The sequence below is a fragment of the Rhodanobacter sp. sgz306013 genome (genome assembly GCF_057031145.1).
The window spans coordinates 57,215-72,739 of the sequence record NZ_JBXCIJ010000005.1; the positions used below are offsets into that span (position 1 = coordinate 57,215).

Annotated in this window: 15 protein-coding genes; 9 read left to right on the plus strand and 6 right to left on the minus strand. The window is 70.0% G+C overall.

The window, feature by feature from the left end:
* The first annotated feature begins 21 nt into the window (after positions 1-21).
* The 4 genes from AC2EWF_RS16610 to AC2EWF_RS16625 all read left to right on the plus strand — a co-directional run bounded on the left by AC2EWF_RS16610 (position 22) and on the right by AC2EWF_RS16625 (position 2,917).
* Positions 22-918 (plus strand): thiol:disulfide interchange protein DsbA/DsbL, encoded by an 897-nt coding sequence (locus tag AC2EWF_RS16610; RefSeq protein ID WP_483640502.1) that lies wholly within the window; start codon positions 22-24, stop codon positions 916-918.
* Between the two features lie 53 nt (positions 919-971).
* Positions 972-1,634, plus strand: coding sequence for a thiol:disulfide interchange protein DsbA/DsbL (locus AC2EWF_RS16615; protein ID WP_483640503.1), 663 nt, complete (start codon positions 972-974; stop codon positions 1,632-1,634).
* A 69-nt stretch (positions 1,635-1,703) separates the two neighbouring features.
* Positions 1,704-2,507: an endonuclease/exonuclease/phosphatase family protein gene (locus tag AC2EWF_RS16620; RefSeq protein ID WP_483640504.1), complete on the plus strand. Its 804-nt coding sequence runs from the start codon at positions 1,704-1,706 to the stop codon at positions 2,505-2,507.
* Positions 2,507-2,917, plus strand: coding sequence for a hypothetical protein (locus tag AC2EWF_RS16625; RefSeq protein ID WP_483640505.1), 411 nt, complete (start codon positions 2,507-2,509; stop codon positions 2,915-2,917). Before AC2EWF_RS16620 ends, AC2EWF_RS16625 begins: the two co-directional genes overlap by 1 nt.
* Positions 2,918-3,095: 178 nt before the next feature.
* Here AC2EWF_RS16625 and AC2EWF_RS16630 read toward each other — a convergent pair whose 3' ends face one another.
* Together AC2EWF_RS16630 and AC2EWF_RS16635 are read right to left on the minus strand one after the other, a co-directional pair.
* A complete protein-coding gene (locus AC2EWF_RS16630; RefSeq protein WP_483640506.1) occupies positions 3,096-3,806 on the minus strand; it encodes an SDR family oxidoreductase in 711 nt (236 codons plus the stop codon).
* Entirely contained in the window at positions 3,793-5,409 is a 1,617-nt protein-coding gene (locus tag AC2EWF_RS16635; protein WP_483640507.1) for a glycoside hydrolase family 17 protein, read from the minus strand. The genes AC2EWF_RS16630 and AC2EWF_RS16635 overlap by 14 nt, the downstream gene beginning before the upstream one ends.
* 129 nt (positions 5,410-5,538) lie before the next feature.
* On the opposite strand from AC2EWF_RS16635, the gene AC2EWF_RS16640 reads away from it, so the two are divergent.
* From AC2EWF_RS16640 to AC2EWF_RS16650, 3 genes are all read left to right on the plus strand, one after another.
* Positions 5,539-7,632 carry a transglycosylase SLT domain-containing protein gene (locus AC2EWF_RS16640; protein ID WP_483640508.1) on the plus strand — a complete coding sequence of 698 codons (2,094 nt, stop codon included), beginning with the start codon at positions 5,539-5,541 and terminating at the stop codon, positions 7,630-7,632.
* Positions 7,633-7,696: 64 nt separating this feature from the next.
* Positions 7,697-8,926, plus strand: coding sequence for a multifunctional CCA addition/repair protein (locus AC2EWF_RS16645; RefSeq protein ID WP_483640509.1), 1,230 nt, complete (start codon positions 7,697-7,699; stop codon positions 8,924-8,926).
* Positions 8,927-9,011: 85 nt separating this feature from the next.
* Positions 9,012-11,189: an LTA synthase family protein gene (locus AC2EWF_RS16650; RefSeq protein WP_483640510.1), complete on the plus strand. Its 2,178-nt coding sequence runs from the start codon at positions 9,012-9,014 to the stop codon at positions 11,187-11,189.
* Between the two features lie 190 nt (positions 11,190-11,379).
* Here the strand turns inward: AC2EWF_RS16650 and tatC are convergent, their stop codons facing one another.
* From tatC to AC2EWF_RS16670, 4 genes are all read right to left on the minus strand, one after another.
* On the minus strand, positions 11,380-12,135 hold the full coding sequence (gene tatC, locus AC2EWF_RS16655; RefSeq protein ID WP_483640511.1) for a twin-arginine translocase subunit TatC: 756 nt from the start codon (positions 12,133-12,135) through the stop codon (positions 11,380-11,382).
* Entirely contained in the window at positions 12,122-12,529 is a 408-nt protein-coding gene (gene tatB / locus AC2EWF_RS16660; protein WP_483640512.1) for a Sec-independent protein translocase protein TatB, read from the minus strand. The genes tatC and tatB overlap by 14 nt, the downstream gene beginning before the upstream one ends.
* A 21-nt stretch (positions 12,530-12,550) precedes the next feature.
* A complete protein-coding gene (gene tatA / locus AC2EWF_RS16665) occupies positions 12,551-12,805 on the minus strand; it encodes a Sec-independent protein translocase subunit TatA (RefSeq protein WP_483640513.1) in 255 nt (84 codons plus the stop codon).
* Positions 12,806-12,874: 69 nt separating this feature from the next.
* Entirely contained in the window at positions 12,875-13,567 is a 693-nt protein-coding gene (locus tag AC2EWF_RS16670; RefSeq protein ID WP_483640514.1) for a lipid-binding SYLF domain-containing protein, read from the minus strand.
* 79 nt (positions 13,568-13,646) lie between these two features.
* Here AC2EWF_RS16670 and hemH point away from each other — a divergent pair, with 79 nt between their 5' ends.
* Both hemH and AC2EWF_RS16680 read left to right on the plus strand, forming a co-directional pair.
* Positions 13,647-14,681: a ferrochelatase gene (hemH, locus tag AC2EWF_RS16675; RefSeq protein WP_483640679.1), complete on the plus strand. Its 1,035-nt coding sequence runs from the start codon at positions 13,647-13,649 to the stop codon at positions 14,679-14,681.
* Entirely contained in the window at positions 14,678-15,523 is an 846-nt protein-coding gene (locus AC2EWF_RS16680) for an alpha/beta fold hydrolase (protein WP_483640515.1), read from the plus strand. The genes hemH and AC2EWF_RS16680 overlap by 4 nt, the downstream gene beginning before the upstream one ends.
* Positions 15,524-15,525 lie beyond the last annotated feature (2 nt).

A 15,525-nucleotide genomic window follows, 5' to 3' on the forward strand; every position in this document is an offset into this window, starting at 1 on the left:
CCCGCACCACCGAGGTAACCCATGTTGAAGCGTCTGGCTATCCTGTGCGCCGCCTTGCTGGCGCTGACCGCCTGCGGCCATTCCGGCGACAACGGCACCGCCACGCCGACCACGCCCGCGACCTCCGCCACGACGGCGCCTGCCGCGCCCGCGACCGCCAGCGCGCCCTCATCGGCGGCCAGTGCCGCGCCGACTGCCGCCGCCACGGCCGCTGCGGCAAGCACGGCCACGCCTGCGGCCGCGGCAACGACGGCAGCCGCGACTCCGGCCGCCGCGCCTTTCGTCGACGACGGCAAGTGGGTCGAGGGCAAGGACTATTTCCGCATCGATCCGGCCCAGCCCAAGGCCGTCGCCACCGACAAGATCGAGGTGGTGGAGGTGTTCTCCTACGCCTGCCCAGCCTGCAACAGCTTCCACGGCGCGATGGACCAGATCGAGAAAACGCTGCCCGCGGACGCCGTGGTGCATTACCTGCCCGCCGCCTTCCGCCCCGACGAGAACTGGCCCGTGTACCAGCGCGCGTTCTACGCCGCCCAGGCGCTGGGCGTGCGCGCCAAGGCCCACGACGCCTTCTTCGACGCCACCTGGAAGACCGGCGAAACGGCCACCTACGACCTCTCGACCGGTCGCCCCAAGCCCAAGGGCGCCTGGCCCACGATCGAGGACATCGCGAAGTTCTACGCGAAGTACGGCGTGGACCCCAAGGAGTTCGTGGCGGTGGCCAACTCCTTCTCGGTCAACACCAAGATGAAACAGGCCGACGACCTCATCAAGGCTTACGGGGTGCCGGGCACGCCCACCATCGTGGTAGACGGCAAGTACCGCTTCTCGCCCTCCGACGTGCACACCGTGCAGCGCGCGATCGAGCTGACCCAGTGGCTGGTGGCGAAGGAAGCCGCCGCGGGTGCCGGCAAGTAGAGCAGCCTGAGCCGCAACGCGCCCTCCCTGAAACCGTTCCCGAGCATTCCCCGATGAAGCATCTCGCCCGCCTGCGCTCTGTCACCCTGATCGCCGGCCTCGCGCTGGCCAGCGCCTGCACCGCGCAATCCGGCACGCCGCCGCCGTATACCGAAGGCGACCAGTACGTCACCCTGCCCGGCCCGCACCAGCGCTACAGCAGCGAGGGCAAGGTCGAGGTGGCCGAGGTGTTTTCCTACGGCTGCATCCACTGCGCCGAGTTCGCGCCGATCGCCGAGAAGCTGAAGGAATCACTGCCCAAGGGCGTGAAGTTCGAGCTGGTGCCGGCGCCGTTCAACGCCGAGTGGCTGCCGTTCGCGCGCGCCTACTACGCGGCGAACCAGCTCGGCGTGGTGGATCGCACCCATCTCGAGCTGTTCAAGGAGAAGTTCGCCCAGCACTACCCGTTGAACTCGCTGGACGACCTGGCCGACTTCTACGCCCGCCAGGGCGTGAACCGCGCCGAGTTCATGCGCCTCGCCACCTCCGACGCCGCCACCGCGAAGCTGAAGGCCGACTTGGCGCTGATCCAGAAGTGGGGCGTGGACGGCACGCCCAGCATCGTGATCGACGGCAAGTACCGCGTCACCAACGTCCATACGCTGGACGAGCTGTCCGCAGTGGCGCAGTGGCTGGCCAAGCGCGAACTCGCCGGGGCGGACAAGGGCGGCAAGTGACCGCGTGATCGCCCGCCGCGGGGGCGTTCACGTCCGCTGCGGCTTTCCGCGTGTACCTTACGCAGCCTGATGAACCGCGCCGCCCCCGCCCCCGCCCCCGCCGCTGCCGAGCACCGCCTGCGCCTGCTGAGCTGCAACATCCTCGCCGGCGCCAGCGTGCAGCGCTACAGCGAATACGTCACCCGTAGCCTCAATGCGGTGCTGCCTGGGCGCAGCAAGATCGACAACCTCGACCGGCTCGCCGCGCTGCTGCCGCAGTTCGACGTGATCGGACTGCAGGAGGTCGATGCCGGCAGCCTGCGCTCGGGCTTCCTCAACCAGACCCGCTATCTCGCCGAAACCGCCGGCATGCCCTACTGGAGCCACCAGCCGAACCGGCCAGTGGCGAAGCTGTCGCATACCGCCAACGGATTGATCAGCCGCATCGAGCCCAGCGCGGTGATCGACTATCCGCTGCCCGGCCGCGGCCGCGGCGCCCTGCTGGTCCGCTTCGGCGAAGACGCCAGCGCGCTGGCCGTGATGATCGCCCATCTCTCGCTGCGCGCTCCTACACGCGCGCGCCAGCTGGACTTCATCGCCGAGATCCTCCAGGACCACCCGCACGTGGTGCTGATGGGCGACCTCAACACCGAGCTCGAGAGCGCCGAGATGCGCCAGTTGTTCGCCCGCACGCGGCTGCAGCCGCCGATGCAACCCACGCCCACCTTCCCCAGCTGGAAGCCGAGGCGCGCACTGGACCACATCCTTGTCTCGCCCTCGGTAGCGCTGGACAGAGTGTGGACGCTGCCGCAGGCGTTTTCCGACCATCTCGCGCTGGCCGCGGAGATCCGGCTGCCAGCAGGCAACCCGCCGGCTCCCCCCGGAGGCCATTGATGAGCGTCCACCGGTTGCGTCGGCTGACGCCGTGGCTGCTGCTGATCCTGGCGGGCCTGGGCGCGGCATGGCTGCGCTACGGCCTGATCGAACCGCCGCCGATGGCGCAGGCTTGCACCGCCGCGCAGGCGCCCGCCTGGTGCGCGCTGCGCCAGGCACTGGTGCTGGGCTTCCTGCACGATGTCTTTGGCGGGGCGGCGCTGATCGCCGCGCTGCTGTCCCTGCTGCGCCGCTCGCGTGCGCTGGCGTGGCTGGCGGCGGCACTGGGCGCGGTGGCCTTGCAGCTCTACAACTACGAACCGGGGGCTCTGGCTTTGCTGGTCGGCTGCCTGCGCCTCGTGCAACTGGCTGCGCCGGGCGAACGGTTGCCTGCCCGGCGTTCTGGCGAGAGCAGCGGGTCCGCGGGCTGATCGGTCCTCTCTCGCCGGCCGCGTAGCGGCTTCGGGCGCCGGCAGGGGGCCGAAGCCGCTACGTCGCCCGGGACAAATGTCCGCAAGGCCGCCGCCGGCGGACACGGGCACGGCGGCGAAAGCCTCTCGCTGGCGCCCTCCAACCGGCCCTCTCCGCGACAGGAGAGGCGAGTCGCGGTCACACCCGCCCGGTGACCGGAATCAGCGCACCGGTGATCGCCGACGCCGCATCGGATAGCAGGAACACGATTACGCCTGCCAATTGCTCCGGCTGCACCCAGCGGCTGAAATCCGCATCGGGCATGTCGGCGCGGTTCGGGGGGGTGTCGATGATGCTGGGCAACAGCGCGTTGACGGTGATGCCGCGCGGCTTCAGCTCTTCCGCCAGCGACTCGGTGAGGCGCAGCACGCCCGACTTCGATGCGGTGTACGCGCCCACGCCGGCACCGGCTTTCAGCGCCGAGTTGGCGCCGATGTTGACGATGCGGCCGCTGCCGTCGGGCAGGTACGGCAGCGCGGCCTTGCTCGCCGCCACCGCGGTGCGCAGGTTGATCCGGTAGAGCAGGTCCCAGGTGTCGGGATCGCCGTCGGCCAGCGTCTCCCAGCGGAAGGTGCCGGCGATGTTCACCAGCGCATCGAGGCCGCCCAGCGCCTCGGCCGCGGCGTCGATGGCATGCTTCGCCGCCGCCGTGTCGGCTAGGTCCACGCCGCCGAAGCCGTGCGCCGCGCCGAGGTTCGCCGGCACCGGCGCGTGGTCGATGGCCGCCACGGCGGCGCCTGCGCCCAGCGCGGCACGCACCACCGCCGCGCCCAGGGTGCCGAAGGCACCGGTCACCACGATGCGTTGCTTGTCCAGGCGCATGGCTTCGTCCTCTTCAATGGGATCCATCGAGCATAGTGCCTGCGCGAACCGGCGCGAAACGCGCTCGTCGCCACGTGGCGAACACCGGCACGGCGATCAGCAGGTTGAGCGCGAACCACAACCAGGTCGACGGGTTCTCGCCCAGCTCCAGCGCCACCACCACGCCGGCCAGCAGCGGCAGCCACGCGGCGAGGAACAGCGCCTCGCGCGAGGGCCGGCGCCGGCGTTCGTCCAGCCACGCCGTCAGCGCGTACCCCACGCAGGGCAAGGCGAACAGGCCCAACGGGAAATCGCGGTAACGACCGTCGAACACCAGCAGCAGGCCGTACAGCGCCAGCAGGAACAGCCAGGCGAAGCGCAGCCTTCCCGCCGGTGCTGGCTTGAATGGCCCACCCGCCAGCCGCCCGGCCAGCCACGCCGCCAGTCGCAACGCGGTGAACAGCGCGGCCACGCAGGCAACGATGGAGATCGTCCACTCCCAGTCATCGCGACAGGCATAGCCCATCTGCCGGGCTTGCCAGGCCAGCGCCGAGCCGCAGGCGAAGCCGGCCAGGCCCAGCGCCAGCCAGCCGCGACTGCGCTGCCAGCGCCGGCGGCGCTGGCCGACGAGCATGAACAGCAACGCACCCACTGCGCCGGCCAGCCAGCCCAGCCACCAGCGCGGAATCTCGACCACCGGCCCCTGCATCGCGAACTTAGGCCGCGCTTGCGCATCGAAGATGCCCCAGTAGCCGCCCACGGTGCCTTCCTGGGCGCGCTTCCACGGCTGATCGAAAGCCTCGATCACGTTGTACGGCATCCGCACCCTGGCCGCATAGCGGAGGAATTCGCGCAGGTAGCGCGCCTCGTTCACCCGGCTCGCCACGGCATCGCGGCGCGGCCGACCCTCGCTGGGCCAGCCGGTCTCGCCGATCATCACGGGCTTGCCGGGAAAGGCCTGCCCGACCCTCGCATAGACATCCTCGACATGCTGGATCGCGCGCTCCGGCGGCACCGGCTGGTCTTCCCAGTACGGCAGGATGTGGATGGTCACGAAATCCACCGAACTGGCCAGCTCCGGATGGCGCAGCCAGTACTCCCAGACATCGGCATAGGTCACCGGGATGCTCGCCGGCAGCGCCGCGCGCACCTCGCGCAGGTAGCCGGCGATCTCGGCACCCGACAGTTCGCCACGCAGCAGCACCTCGTTGCCGACGATCACCCCGCGCAGCACGGCCGGATACTTGCGCGCGGTGGCGATGCCCAGGGCGACCTGCTCGGCGTTCGCCTTGGGATCGCGGCCCAGCCAGATGCCCATCAGCACCTGCATGTGGTAACGCGCCGCGATGCCCGGCACCGCGGAGAGGCCCTGCCCCTGCGAATACGTGCGCACGCAGTCGAATCGCTCGGACAACGCGCGCAGGTCGGCGTCGATGCGTGCGGGGCTGATGAAGGCATGCGGATCGAGCGGTGTCTCGCCCTGCCGACGGAACGGCGCGTAGGAGACGCAGGCGATCCGCGCCGAAGGCGCGCCGGGCAGCTCAACCGGGCGCCCCTTGCCCCACCACCATGCCGCCCCCGCCAGCGCCAGCAGGAACAGCACCAGCCAAGCGACGAAGCGACGGCCGCGGGATGCAGGGGGAAACGACATACCGAGCCTGTGCGAGCGGAAGCGGGGGCGCCAGATTATCAGGCACGCACCGGGCGCAAGCCATGGCGCACGTCGGTGCATTCAGGCGCTTCCACTACAATCCGCCACAGGGGCCACCAAGGAGTTTGCATGTTTGCGAAGGCAGCGCCGCGGCGCCATTCCCCTATCCGCCTGTCGTCCCTGCTGTTGGCCTGTGGCGCCCTGCTCGCCGCCGTCGGCGCGCACGCGGCCACGCCCACCGTGGCGCAACGCGCCGCGTTCAGGCAGGCCTGGTCCGCTGCCCAGCAGGGTGGCGACAGCTGGCGCGCATACGCCGGCCGGCTGCACGACTACCCGCTCTACCCCTACCTGCCTGCCGCCGCCCTGGAGCACGACATCCACCAGGTCGACCTGGCCACGGTGCAGGCGTATCTCGCGAAGTATCCCGAGCTGATCCCTGCGCAGGACCTGCGCCGCGACTTCCTGCTGGAACTCGCGCGGCGGCAGGACTGGAACGGCTTCCTCGCCCTGTACCAGCCCGGCATGGGCGACGCACTCGCCTGTGATGCCCTGCAGGCGCGCATGGCCGGCGGCGCGAAACTCGACTTCGACGCCGACCTCGCCACGCTGTGGACCCGGCCGGAACTGCCTGGCGCCTGCGACCCCGTGTTGCAGGCCGCGCACGACCAGGGCCTGCTGACGGAGCCGCGGCTGTGGGCGCGCATCGACCGCGCCGCCGACGCCGGCAAGGGCGGCACCATCGCCGTACTCGCGAACTGGCTGCCCGCGCCACAGAACCAGGAGGCGCAATGGCTGGCGCAGGCCCTGCGCGATCCGGCATCCGCCGTCACCGCCGCCGCGAGCTGGCCCGATACCGCGCGCGCGCGCCAGGCCGCCACGCTGGCACTGGAGCGCCAGGCTCGCCGTGACACGCCTGCCGCCGACGCGGCATGGCAACAGCTGCAGGCACGCTTCCAATTCAGCGACAGCCAGCGCGACACGATCCTGCGCGCACTGGCGCTGTTCCACGCCACCGATTTCGACCCCGGCGCGCTCGCACGATTGATCGCGCTGCCTGCCGCCGCGCAGACCGACGCGACCCGCGAATGGCGCGCGCGCGTGGCGCTGGCCGCGCAGGACTGGACCGCCGTGCTGGCGGCGATCGCGGCGATGCCGGCCGCGCAGCAGCAGGACGCCGAGTGGCGCTGGTTCCGTGCCCGCGCGCTGGCCGCCACCGGCCACGACGATGAGGCGCAGGCGATCTATGCCGACCTCGCCAGCGAGACCACGTTCTTCGGCTTTCTCGCCGCCGACCAGCTCAAACAACCCTACGTGATCTGCCCGCGCGCCTCGCCCGAGGCGCCGCGCCAGCAACAGGCGCTGCTGGCGCAACCCGGCCTGCGGCGCGCGTTCGAACTGTTTGCCGTGGATCTGCCGAAACTGGCGCGGCGCGAATGGTCGCGCGCGCTGGAGGGCGCCGACGAGCGCACCCGGGTACTCGCCGTCGAACTGGCGGACAGCCGTGGCTGGTACGACCGTGCGGCATTCACCCTCAACCACGGCGAGGCGATGCGTTACTACACGCTGCGCTTCCCGCTGGCCAGCCAGGACGGCCTGGTGTCGCAGGCCGAGCAGGCCGGCATCGATCCCGCCTGGGCCTACGGCATCCTGCGCGCGGAAAGCGCCTGGATGAACGATGCCCGCTCCGGCGCCGACGCACGCGGCCTAATGCAGCTGGTGCCCGCCACCGCCGCCCTGGTGGCAAAGCGCAATGGCCTGGCCTGGACCGGCGGCGACAGCCTGTACGACCCTGCGACGAGCATCGCCCTGGGCACGCGCTACCTCGCACAGGTCGCCGCGCGCTTCAACGGTGCGCCCTGGCTCGCCAGCGCCGCCTACAACGCCGGTCCCAACCGCGTCGAACAGTGGGTGGCTGCGCGCAGCGCGCTGCCGCCCGACCTGTTCATCGCCACCATCCCGTACAAGGAAACCCGCGAATACGTGGCCCGCGTGTTGGACTACAGCGTGATGTACGGCTGGCGCCTGCACGGCAAAGTGCTGCCGATGTCCGACCGGCTGACACCTATCGGCCAGGCCTACGCGCTGCCGACCAGCCTCACTCCGCGCAAGCCGGTGGACTGCCCTACTCCGCCGCCGGCTCGGGCCGGTTCGGTGCAGGCGCCGGCAGTTGCCGCGTCGCCCACGGGCGGCGTGGTGCCCGCAGCGGCTCGCGGCAGCCGCTGACGCGATGATGGCGGCAACCGCGCAGGGCGCAGGGAACGCCGCGCAGCATGCCACAATCCCGCTCATGCGCATCTATCTCGTCGGCGGCGCGGTCCGCGACAAGCTGCTGGGACGTCCGGAGGGCGACCGCGATTACGTGGTGACGGGCGCGTCCCCGGACGAACTGCTGGCACTGGGTTACAAGCCGGTGGGCAGGGACTTCCCGGTGTTCCTGCATCCACGGACCGGCGAGGAACATGCGCTGGCGCGCACCGAGCGCAAGAGCGGGCGCGGCTACCACGGCTTCGAGTTCCACGCCGACCCCGCGGTGACGCTGGAGCAGGATCTGGCGCGACGTGACCTCACCATCAACGCGATCGCCGAGGACGAGCACGGTGCGCTGATCGATCCCTACGGCGGCGCGCGCGACCTTGAGGCGCGCGTGCTGCGCCATGTCTCGCCGGCCTTCGCGGAGGATCCCGTGCGGCTGCTGCGGGTGGCGCGCTTCGCCGCGCGCTTCGCGCCGCTGGGCTTCACCGTGGCTGACGAGACCATGGCCCTGCTGCGGCAGCTGGTGGCCGAAGGCGAAGTGGATCACCTGGTGCCCGAGCGGGTGTGGGCGGAGACGCGCAAGGCGCTGGCCGAGGCGCAACCGTCCGCCTTCTTGCGCGTGCTGCGTGCCGCCGCCGCGCTGCGCGTGCTGTTTCCGGAAATCGACGCGCTTTACGGCGTGCCCCAGCGCGCGGAGTTCCACCCCGAGATCGACACCGGCGTGCACCTGGAAATGGTGCTGGATGCCGCGGCGGCGATCGCGCCCGGCGACGACCTGGTGGGTTTCTGCGCCCTCACCCACGACCTCGGCAAGGCGTTGACGCCGGCCGCCGAGCTGCCGCGGCACCTGATGCACGAACAGCGCGGCGTGGTACCGCTCCGCGCGCTGGCGGCGCGGCTGAAGGTGCCGACCGAACATGCCGCCCTGGCCGAACTGGTCTGCCGTGAGCACCTGAACGCGCACCGCGCGCTGGAACTCAAGCCGGCCACCGTGCTGAAGCTGCTCGTCGCGCTGGACGCGCTGCGCCGGCCCGAGCGGCTGGAAACCTTCCTCGCCGCCTGTTTCGCCGACAAGCGCGGCCGGCTGAGCCACGAGCACGACGACTACCCGCAGGCCGATCGTTTGCGGCGCGCCCGTGCGGCCGCGGCAACGGTGACCGCCGCGCCGTTCGTGGCACAGGGGCTCGCGGGACCGGCCATCGGTGCGGCGATGGAACGGGCCCGCCTCGCCGCGATTGCCGAAAGCAAAAATGAAACAATGTAACATCTAGGCCCGCGCGGGCATGACGCCCGCCTGGACGCCGGCCCAAGTCGGCGCCTCATCGTCCCCTGTCCCCCTGGAGCTGCCTGTGTCGCGCGCCCTGTTCAATCCCTCGCCGCTGCGCCAGCGGTTCCGGCCGCTGTGGTGGCTGGGCATCACCTACCTCGCAATCTCCTTCGTCACCCGCATCGTGCTGCTGGTGATGTCGGGCCACAACGTGGCGCCGAACCCGCTGCACTGGTTGTACATCTTCGGGGTGGGCCTGGGCTACGACCTGGTCGCCTACCTGTACCTGGCCTGGCCGATGGTGCTGTTCCTGTGGCTGGTGCCGACCCGGCGTGCGACGGTGGCGGGGCTGGCGCGCTGGCTGGCGTGGCTCGCCATCCTGGTGCTGCTGTTCGCCGCCTGCTTCGGCGTGCTGCACCTCATGTGGCACGCGCACCTGAAGGACGTGCGGCCGCTGGTCCCGGTGTTCCTGTTCTTCCTGCCGCTGCCCGCGCTGGCCTACAACCGTGGCAGCGGGCAGTGGGGCCTATACATCCTGGGCCTGGCCCTGCTGTACGGACTGCTGTTCGTGGCGGCGTCGGAACTGGTGTTCTGGAACGAGTTCAGTTCGCGCTTCAACTTCATCGCGGTGGACTACCTTGTCTACACCACCGAGGTGATCGGCAACATCCGCGAGTCCTACCCCGTCGGCACCTGGCTGACCCTGCTGGTGGTGCTGGCGCTGGTGGTCTTCGTGCTCTCCCGGCGCGGCCTGCGTGCGCGCGACGACGGCAGCACGCTGTGGCAGCGCGCCCGCGTGCCGCTGGTGTGGCTGGTGCTCACCGTGATCTCGGTGGGCGCGGTCAATGGCGAGATGAAGGACCGCACCGCCAACAACTACGTCAACGAGCTGGCCGGCAACGGCATCTACCAGTTCTTCGCGGCATTCCGCTCCAGCCACCTCGACTACAAGAAGTTCTACCGCTCGCTGCCCGACGCGGAGGCGTTCAAGCTGATCCGCGGGGACCTCAAGGCGCCGAACGCCCGCTTCTCCAGCGACGATCCACGCGACCTCACCCGCGATATCCGCGCCAGCGGGCCGGAGAAGCACCTGAACGTGGTGCTGATCAGCGTGGAGAGCCTGTCCGGCGACTACCTGGGCACCTTCGGCAACAAGGAAGGCCTCACGCCCTTCCTCGATTCGCTGGTCGGCAAGAGCATCTTCTTCGACAACCTCTACGCGAACGGCACGCGCACGGTACGGGGACTGGAGGCCCTGTCGCTGTCGGTGCCGCCCACGCCGGGCGATTCGCTGGTGCGCGAGAAGGACAACGAGAACCTGTTCTCTCTGGCCAGCGTGTTCAACAACCGCGGCTACGTGTCGGAGTTCGTCTACGGCGGCTACGGCTACTTTGACAACATGAACTACTTCTTCGGCCACAACGGCTACAAGACGGTGGACCGCAGCGCGATCCCGAAGGACATGCCCATCCACAGCCAGAACGTATGGGGCGTGGCCGACGAGGACCTGTACACGCTTGCGCTGTCGCAGATGGACCAGATCCACGCCGAGGGCAAGCCGTTCTTCCTGCACATCATGACCACCTCGAACCACCGGCCCTACACCTATCCGGCCGGGCGGGTGAAGTTCCAGGCGCCGTCGCGGCCGGGCGCGGTGGCCTACACCGACTGGTCGATCGAGGATTTCATCAAGCGCGCGCGCACGAAGCCTTACTTCGCCGATACCGTGTTCGTGATCACCGCCGACCACTGTGCCTCCAGCGCGGGCAAGACCAGCATCCCGATCAACCGCTACCACATCCCGCTGTGGATCTACGCGCCGGAGCAGTTCAAGCCGGAGCGCGTGAACGCGCTGATGGGCCAGCTCGACATCCCGCCCACCCTGCTCGGCCTGCTCGACTTCAGCTACCGCTCGCGCTTCTTCGGCCAGGACGTGTTCCAGCGCACGCCGGAACAGGGCCACGCGTTCCCCGGCACCTATGAGAAGCTGGGCTACGTGCGCGGCGACACGCTCACCATCCTGGAACCGCGCAAGCGGCTGGAACAGCTGAAACCCGACTTCGCCACCGGCGACGCTACCCCCGTGGTGCCGATCAAACAGGGCCAGGTGGACACCGCGATCGCCTACTACCAGGTGGCCAGCGACCTGTACAAACAGGGCGGCCTGGCGCTGCGGCCCAGCGACGAGACCAAGGTGGAGCCGCTGGCGGCGCCAACAGCCGCGGCCCCGGCGGGCGCAACGTCAACCGCACAGCCGTAAACCTGGCGGCTGCGTGCCCGTCATTCCTGCGGGGCAGGACAGGCGGGCGGCGCGCGGAACGCCTTGGGGCGGATCCAAAAGGGCAGGTGTGGCGCGTCATCCGGCGACCGCATGGCCCGGGCCGGCGCAAACTTCGCTGGACCCGGACCTTCATCGGGGTGAAAAAACCAAGGCCTCCCGCGCGCGGGATTCAGTCGGCCGCTTTCGTTGGCAGCAGCCAGCGCACCGCCAGGATGCCCAGCTCGTAGAGCAGGCACATCGGGATGCCCAGCATGATCATCGAGGTGATGTCGGGCGGCGTGATGAGCGCGGCCACCGCGAACGCGCCCACGATGGCGTAGCGGCGCGCGTTGCGCAGCTTGGCGAGATCCACCACGCCCACGGCGGCGAGGATGACCACCGCCACCGGCACCTCGAAGCACAGGCCGAAGGCGAAGAACATCAGCATCACGAAGTCGAGGTAGTGCGTGATGTCGGTCATCATCTCCACGCCCGCGGGGGTCACCGCGGTGAGGAAGCGGAACGCCGCTGGGAGTACCAGGAAATACGCGAACGCGCAGCCGCAGTAGAACAGGGCCAGCGCGGCGACCAGCAACGGCCGCGCGAGGCGCTTCTCGTGCTTGTACAGGCCGGGGCTGACGAAGGCCCACAACTGGTACAGGACCACCGGCATGCTGATGAACAGCGCGGCGTAGAACGCCAGCTTCAGCGGTGTGATGAAGGGGCTCGCCACCTCGGTGGCGATCAGGTGCGCGCCCTGCGGCAAGCGCGCCACCAGCGGCGCGGCGAGTGCCGAGTACAGCCGGTTCGCGAACGGCACCAGCGCCACCAGCACGAGCAGCACGGTGGCGATCGCCTTGAGCAGGCGCGAGCGCAACTCGATCAGGTGCGAGAACAGGCCTTGCTGCAGGTCGTCGCCGAGCTCGTCGGGATCAGTGGCCGCCATGCGCCACCTCCTTCGTGGCTGGCGCAGCGGGCGGCTCGCCCAGCGGCAGTTCCGGCTGTACTTCCGGCACACTTTCCGCGGCTGCCGGAGCCGGCGTCGCCGCGGACTTCAACGTGGCCGCCGCCTCGTCGACCGGCTGGCGCACCTGCTGCACACCGTCCTTGAACTCGGCCTGCGCCGCCTCGGCGCGCGCAGCGGCCTCGTGCGCGGCACGCCTGATTTCTTCCACTTCCAGTTCGCGCTCCACTTCCGCACGCACGCTGTCCCAGCCGTTGCGCACGCGGCGCAGCAGTGCGCCCGCGGTGCGCGCCGCGCCGGGCAGCTTCTCGGGGCCGAGCACGATCAGCGCGACGAGCGCGAGCAGCACCAGCTTGCCGAAGCTGATCTCGATCATCGCCGCCAGGCCCGACCGCGCTTACTTCGACTCGTGCGAGTCGCGCTGGTCCTGCGTGGCGTTCGCCGACGAGGCCGCCGGCGGATCCGCGCGCAGTTGCTCCTTCGCCTGCTGCGACTCCTTCGCCTTCTCGTCCTCGTCCCCGTGCATGGCCTTCTTGAAGCCGCGCACGGCATTGCCGAGGTCCGAGCCGATGTTGCCGATCTTCTTGGTGCCGAAGATCAGCAGCACGATGACCAGGAGCAGGAGCCAATGCCAGATGCTGTCAAAACCCATGATGTTCCTCGAGGCGACCCGGGGCGGAAACGACTCCGCCCGCGAGCTGCCGATCTTCGCACAAGGCGGTCACTTGGAAGTGTACTCTTCCAGCGCATCGCGAAACTTCACCACCGCCGGTGGCACGTTGCTCACGCCGCCCTCGAAGATCCGCCGCGGGGTGATGCCGGGGCCATACACCGCCGCATTGGCGTCCTGGTCGATCTTCAGCACCGAGCCGTCCAGTGCCACGCCGGCGAACAGGCCGCGCGCGCGCGAGTAGGAATAGATCTCCGCCTTCAGCTGCTGGTCGGTGGCGGCCGAGGCGGTGCGGCCGACCGGACCGGCGGCGGCCGAAGCGTCGGCACCAACCGTGAACTTGCCGTTGACGATCGAGTCCACCCCGCGCTGGGTGCGGAACACCAGGATCACGTCGGTGGACGACACACCGATCTGGAAGCCCACGCTGCCCCCGCCAAAGGAAATGAAGCTGGGGTTCGACCAGGTGCCGTCCCGGCCCTTCACCGAGATCAGCCCCTCGCCGCGACGGCCGCCGAACACGAAGCCAACCTTCAGCACGTCGGGGATCACCGCGATCGCCCGCGCGTCCTTGAGCAGGTCGCCCGGGATGGCCTTGTCCGGCGCCTGCTGGATCTCGTTGAGCACGCGCACCGCATTCTGCGCGCGCACCAGCGGGGAATCGTCGTCCGCATGCGCGGCCATCGCCGGCAACAGCAGGGCGACGCCGACCAGCAACAAGCGATGCAGGGATGTCTTGAACATGGGCAGCTCCGTCGTGGGGTTGCGGGGATGCGCATCGCGCTTGTGGCAGACTCACCGCAGTCTCGCCGCCGCCGCCACGATGCCTGACCCCGATCACTATACCGGCCCTGCCGGCCTTTCCGTCCCTGCCGCCGCGGCGTCCGTTCAGACAGCCGTGCTGCTGGTCAACCTGGGCACGCCCGCGGCGCCCACCGCCAAGGCGTTGCGGCCGTACCTGGCCGAATTCCTGTCCGATCGCCGGGTGATCGACTATCCGCGCTGGAAGTGGTGGCCGATCCTGCACGGGGTGATCCTGCGCCTGCGCCCGCGGCGCTCCGCGCATGCCTACAGACGCATCTGGGACGAGCAAGGTTCCCCGCTGCGCTGGCGTAGCGAGGCGCTGGCCCGCGCGTTGCAGGCGGAATTGGGCACGGGCGTGCGGGTCGCGCTGGCGATGCGCTATGGCGCTCCGGCGGTGATGCCTACCGTCGCGCAGCTGCAACGCGAAGGCGTGCGGCGTCTCCTGGTGCTGCCGCTTTACCCGCAGTATTCGGCCACCTCCACCGGCTCGGTGATCGACGCGGTGGCCGACGCGATGAAGGCCTTGCGCTGGCCACCGGAGCTGCGCTTCGTCAACGACTACCACGACGATCCCGGCCACATCGAGGCGCTGGCGGCGAGCATCGAGGCATGGTGGGCGCGGCACGGCCGCGGCGACCGGCTGCTGCTGTCCTTCCATGGCATCCCCGAGCGCTATGTCCGGCTCGGCGACCCTTACGCGGAACAATGCCGCGCCACCGCACGACTGCTGCGCGAACGACTGAAACTCGACGAATCGCAAATGCTGCTGAGCTTCCAGTCGCGGGTGGGCCGCGAAGCCTGGCTGTCGCCCTATACCGACACCACCGTGCGCCAGCTGGCCGCCGAGGGGGTACGGCGGCTCGACGTGGCCTGCCCCGGCTTCGCGGTGGACTGCCTGGAAACGCTGGAGGAGATCGCGATGCAGAACCGTGACTTCTTCATCGACGCCGGCGGCGAGTCACTGCGCTACATCCCCGCGCTGAACGACGGCGCAGAACAGGTGCACAGCCTCGCCGCGCTAGTGCGTCGCCACCTCGCCGGCTGGCCGGTGTGAACACGCCGCGCGAACGGCGCATCGTCCTGCCCCGTCTCGAGCTCGCCGCGCTGGAATGGGGCGACCCTGAAGCACCACCGCTCGTCGCCCTGCACGGCTGGCTGGACAATGCCGCCAGCTTCTCTCTGCTTGCGCCGCTGCTCACCCCGTATCGCCGCATGATCGCGCTGGAGCTGCCTGGCCACGGCCACTCGGACCACCTGCCTGCAGGCGCCGGTTACCACGTTGTCGAATACGTGCGCGCCGCGCTGGCCGCGCTCGACGCGCTGGAGCTGCCGTGCTGCAGCCTGCTCGGCCATTCGTTGGGCGCCGGCATCGCTGCACTGGTGGCGGCCGCCGCGCCGGCGCGGATCGAGCGGCTGCACCTGATCGAGGGCCTGGGTCCGCTGGGCGACGACGGCTCGCACACTTTGCAGCGCTACCGCGACGCCCTGGCCAAGCCCCCTGCCGACGGCACGGCCCTGCGCGTGTTCCGCGACATCGAGCAGGCCGCCCGCGCCCGCGCCATGGCCAGCGGCCTGGATACGCGACTTGCGCGCCCCATCGTGGCGCGCGGCATGCGCGGAACCGAGGGCACCTGGCAATGGCGCAGCGATCCGCGCCTCACGCGTCCCACCCCGGTCCGGTTGGCCGAGTCACAGATCCTGGCGCTGCTCGCCGGCATCGAGGCACCTACCGCCCTGCTGCTGGCACAACCCGCCACGCCCTACCTGCCCCCGGCGATGATGGCGGCACGCGCCGCCTGCGTGCCGCGGATTGCGGTCGAACGCATGACCGGCGGCCACCACCTGCAGCTGGAGCATCCGGAAGCGGTGGCGGCATGGATAACCGCCACCCTGTAGGA

Coding starts and splice junctions, on each gene's coding strand:
- AC2EWF_RS16610 (WP_483640502.1), top strand. CDS start 22: ATGTTGAAGCGTCTGGCTATCCTGTGCGCCGCCTTGCTGGCGCTGACC.
- AC2EWF_RS16615 (WP_483640503.1), top strand. CDS start 972: ATGAAGCATCTCGCCCGCCTGCGCTCTGTCACCCTGATCGCCGGCCTC.
- AC2EWF_RS16620 (WP_483640504.1), top strand. CDS start 1,704: ATGAACCGCGCCGCCCCCGCCCCCGCCCCCGCCGCTGCCGAGCACCGC.
- tatC (WP_483640511.1), bottom strand. CDS start 12,135: ATGGCGGCCACTGATCCCGACGAGCTCGGCGACGACCTGCAGCAAGGC.
- AC2EWF_RS16630 (WP_483640506.1), bottom strand. CDS start 3,806: ATGGATCCCATTGAAGAGGACGAAGCCATGCGCCTGGACAAGCAACGC.
- hemH (WP_483640679.1), top strand. CDS start 13,647: ATGCCTGACCCCGATCACTATACCGGCCCTGCCGGCCTTTCCGTCCCT.
- tatB (WP_483640512.1), bottom strand. CDS start 12,529: ATGATCGAGATCAGCTTCGGCAAGCTGGTGCTGCTCGCGCTCGTCGCG.
- AC2EWF_RS16640 (WP_483640508.1), top strand. CDS start 5,539: ATGTTTGCGAAGGCAGCGCCGCGGCGCCATTCCCCTATCCGCCTGTCG.
- AC2EWF_RS16625 (WP_483640505.1), top strand. CDS start 2,507: ATGAGCGTCCACCGGTTGCGTCGGCTGACGCCGTGGCTGCTGCTGATC.
- AC2EWF_RS16645 (WP_483640509.1), top strand. CDS start 7,697: ATGCGCATCTATCTCGTCGGCGGCGCGGTCCGCGACAAGCTGCTGGGA.
- AC2EWF_RS16635 (WP_483640507.1), bottom strand. CDS start 5,409: ATGTCGTTTCCCCCTGCATCCCGCGGCCGTCGCTTCGTCGCTTGGCTG.
- AC2EWF_RS16670 (WP_483640514.1), bottom strand. CDS start 13,567: ATGTTCAAGACATCCCTGCATCGCTTGTTGCTGGTCGGCGTCGCCCTG.
- tatA (WP_483640513.1), bottom strand. CDS start 12,805: ATGGGTTTTGACAGCATCTGGCATTGGCTCCTGCTCCTGGTCATCGTG.